Origin of the sequence: Streptococcus oralis (assembly GCF_001075875.1) — a bacterium.
Taxonomy (GTDB): domain Bacteria; phylum Bacillota; class Bacilli; order Lactobacillales; family Streptococcaceae; genus Streptococcus; species Streptococcus oralis_I.
In genome coordinates this window covers 1-4,242 of the sequence record NZ_JUOS01000049.1, presented here as the reverse complement: position 1 = coordinate 4,242, position 4,242 = coordinate 1, and the positions used below count along the sequence as shown (strand labels likewise).

2 protein-coding genes are annotated in these 4,242 nt (G+C 34.2%); both read right to left on the bottom strand.

Features of this window, described 5'->3' with window-relative positions; translation table 11 throughout:
• Positions 1-25 precede the first annotated feature (25 nt).
• Positions 26-2,008, bottom strand: a complete 1,983-nt coding sequence (locus ADM33_RS03205) for a hypothetical protein (RefSeq protein ID WP_045762958.1) — start codon at positions 2,006-2,008, stop codon at positions 26-28.
• Between the two features lie 205 nt (positions 2,009-2,213).
• Complete coding sequence (locus tag ADM33_RS03200; protein WP_049503143.1) at positions 2,214-4,211, bottom strand: ABC transporter permease; 1,998 nt, start codon at positions 4,209-4,211, stop codon at positions 2,214-2,216.
• Positions 4,212-4,242 lie beyond the last annotated feature (31 nt).

Genomic DNA, 4,242 nt, shown 5'->3' with positions numbered 1-4,242 from the left:
TTTGAAACGTTCAAAAGGTCAATTGTCATGTTTCATCTCCTTTTAAAATTTTAGTGTAGCTTTCAGATAATTTTCTAAAACTCATTATGATTGACAACATCAAAACTAGTATAGAAGCAAGACCAATATACAGCAACTCTATTTGACCTGTCATAAGAAATGTAAATAGGATAACCATTGTAATAATAATCATAAAATACTTGAGACTTGAAATTGCTATATATGTTTTTGACAGACCCAAAATGATTTTTTTCACATATTCATTCTGTTTTAGGGCAATATAAAGTTGGACATATTGATAAATGAGTATAAAGACAATACTGTAAATTATCTTCTGCAAGATTTGTGAAAGTAGAATTTGGTGCTCTAAGGACAGGATCTTTAATTTCACAATTTGATAAACATCTACTGGATTCATTGAAACATTCAACTGGGTAGCCATCTCATTTATTTTCTTTACCGCCTCAGGACTAAAAAGAGACTTATTAGTTATATTACTAGCCAAAGTAAACTTGTTGTTTTCGATCATTTTGTCTGTATCTAACACAACAACAATGTTATCTTTACTATCTGCTAGACTTGCCATTGGTAAAATATCTTTATTTTTATGATCGATATCAGCATCCTCATTGAAATAAAAAATTTTATTACCATCAGGAATTATTTGTACTGCAAGCTCTTCTTTTGTATAGTTTGTTCCAATAAATTGTTCTGCTACAACTGTATTCTCAATGGATTTCTGGTTTTCTTTCCATTTTTCAGGAATATAGATGGTTGCTATCTTATTATCTAAAAGATGATAGTTTGTTCCATTCACTTTATTTTGTAGGTTAGCACCTGCTTGATTGATATAAATCAACTCTTTATTTATTTCTGGATTCGTTATTCCGTCATTTTCTAATTGTTTAGAAAAGTCTTCTAAAGCATGAGATGTTTTCATAAAATCTGGAACATAGGCCGAGGATCGTTCTATATATAAATAATCTAAGTTTTTTAAGGAAGCAGCTATCTGTAGATACTGACCATCCGAATCACTTACTTCTCCATTTTTAGCAGAGTTATTTTCAATTCCAAGGAACTCAATCCTTCTCCAGTCTTTTACTGTGTCCCATGGTACTAAATTCTGTATCTGGATGTTGATACTGGATTGACTACTCTTTGTTTCTTGTAAAAAAATTCCTGATACAACGATAATAATCGAAATAATGGCAAGCCATACGACAAAAATAAGCTTGTTTTTCGCCTTGTTTTTGATAATTTCAATGGGCTTTTCAATCTGAATCGTCAACCAAAATAAAACAAAGGTAATGAGATCAATGATTTGAAATAATATAAAATTCGTTAAAAGCAGAGAGAAAAATAACTTAGAACTATAGGTTAAGAAACCATTTCCCAAAAAAGAACTGTAAAAAACCATCAATAAAGCCATCATAATCAGTTCAAAAATAAGAGAAATGCCATACTCTCTTCTTAGATCGTATACAGGCAATCCCAAAGAACGTCGTATCACTCCCTCTTTAATCTGCCTCGTTCTAACTACAAATAACACAACTAATAAAGTTAAGTAAATTGAACTCATTAACAGTATTCTTAAAGTTCCAGTGAATTGTAACATTCCTCCTATATACCAAGGATAAGACATATATACTGTTTGCAGCCCTGTCATCGTAAGTGGTTTCAAAGTGTCTACATCCATTTTCCCAAGGGTGTAATACATCCCTATTATCGGTACTGACTTTAACTGTTCACTGTTTTCATCATCGAAATTTACATACTTAAACTGACCCGAACTCTGAACGATTGGCTTGTAAATGATAACTTTTTCCGTTTTTGATAAGTCACGAAGCATTTCGTATATTTCGTTATTAGAAAGATTGCTTTTCCCTTGAATAGAAAAAGCACCATCAATTGGTAAAGGTATGGGGGTTTCAGTATCACTGATAGTGACCAAACCAATTGCAGCAATCAAACAAAAGAAGAATCCAATGATACATAATTTTAATTTCATAAGCACCTACCCTATCCTTTCATTGGGACTCTTGTTTTCACAAATTTTTTTTAAAATCTATAATAATCTCAATATGCATTTAAGCGAAAATTGTTTCAAGATTTTTTCTTGAAATATCTATCTATAATCTTTTTTATCGTGAACTTTAACGTTCCCAAAATATTCTTTGGGGGTAATACTATGATTCCTTGACAAACATTTTTTATTATATTTGAACAATCTTGCGATAACTTCTTGAAGTAATCATAAAAATTAGGACATAGACTAAAGCAAAGATACCACAAATGGAAAGTGTTACGTTTAACATCATAGCTGTATCCACACCACCAATAACCTTGATAATCAAACTCAACATGTGATAGGCAAAGGCTAGATGTAGGAAGGCAAAGATTACAGGGAGAAAGAAGACGGTCAAGACCTGCTTGTTAATGGTTTGCTTGATTTGTTTTTGATCCAAACCAACCTTTTGCAAAATCACGAAGCGTTCACGATCCTCATAACCTTCTGAGATTTGTTTATAGTAGATAAGCAGTACAGTACCTATCATAAAGATGATAGAGAGGAAAATACCAATAAAGAGGACACCTCCATAGAGAGCATTCATTTGGGCAATTGCATCACTTGAACCATTACCCCCGTAAACCATAGCATCTTCACTCTTGAGATTGTGGCTAAAATTATTTACATACGCATCAAAATCATCAGATAGGTTTAATTGTTCCTCTAGACTTGCGGTGACATCCATACCACCGTAGAACTGAGTGTAGACAGCAGAATCTTGGTACTGATCCAAAAAGCTTTGAAGATCTGCTACAACTAGGTAGTTAAAATCTGAAACTAAAAGGATATAGAGATTGGAAACATGGTTAGCTAAAAAATCTTGCTGGATTTCTTGCTTGATACTATACTCCTGACTGTTAAGACTAAATGATTTCTGACCTTTTAGTTGGTTATTTTTAGCCCAAAGACCTACTTCATTACCAGTAAGATTTAGCTTTTGTCCAGTCATTTTTTCATAGTCTTTTTGATCAAATACTAGAAAAACTGTCTTAGGCAATTCCGTGATTTGTTCTTTAGTCATGATGGTTAATTTAGTTCCATCTTGACTAGAAAGGCCAAAGCTAGCATAGCTAAGAACGTCTTTATTGCTAATCGTCAAGTTCTTTTCACTGGCATATTGAGTCAATAGTTGGTCTAAATTCTCAACTTCAATATTATTTCCCTTAGCCTTAACATCGAAATCATGAGGATACATGATATTTTTTATATTTTCAGAACCGTTGTAGATGCTGGTTGCTGCAGACATGGTGACCAAAACCATGGTGGAAAGGATGGTAATGGTTGCTAAACCGACAGCGTTTTTCTTCATACGAAAGATAAGGTTAGAAACAGAGATGAGGTTATTGGGTTTATAGTAATATCTTTTGTTTTTCTTGAGTAGCTGTAAGAAAACTGTAATACCAGCATTGAATAAAAGATAGGTCGCAACTATGACCAACATGACTGCTATAAAGAAAGTAACAGTCGCTGATACTGGATCTTTTACGCTTTGTGCTAGATAGTAGCCACTACCTAGTGCAATTAGTCCTACAAGTGTCTGAAGGACTAGAAAACGCCCCTTCTTCTCACCTTTCGCTTTCTCACGAGAGAGTTGGAGAGCATCCATACGGATAATGCGTACAGCGTTCAGGAAGACGATGACTAAAAAAATAAGACCAAACACTAGAAGGATTGAAAGAACTACGGACCATTGAAAGGTTGCGACTAGCTCTACCTTCATCTTTGCAAGTTTAAGCAATATAGCAAAGATGAGATTGTCAAAGAGGGCACCAATCCCAATCCCAGAAGTCACTGTTACTAAACCAAATATCAGGAGCTCCTTGAAGGTCATACCAATTAAATGGCGCTTTTCTAGTCCCAACATACCATAGACACCCAGTTCTTTTGAGCGATTTTTCATGACAAAACTGTTGGCATAAAGTACGATAATGGCAGATGCGAGTGTCACTACGACAAGCCCTAGTTGTAGGGTAAATTGAATAGCGGATGCACCACGCAAATCACCAATTTTAGGATTAAAGGCTACGGAATAAAAGAGATAGCTGATAGTGACTGCCAAAATGACAGACAAAGCAAAGGGATAATAGAGTTTGCGGTTTTTGATTAAGTTGGAGATGGCCAACTTATTGGTTAATCGAAACATACTAGTTCACCTCACTTGCCATAACAGTCAA

Bases quoted from the DNA above. Each gene is read 5' to 3' on its own strand.
- ADM33_RS03205 (WP_045762958.1), bottom strand. From the start codon at position 2,008: ATGAAATTAAAATTATGTATCATTGGATTCTTCTTTTGTTTGATTGCT.
- ADM33_RS03200 (WP_049503143.1), bottom strand. From the start codon at position 4,211: ATGTTTCGATTAACCAATAAGTTGGCCATCTCCAACTTAATCAAAAAC.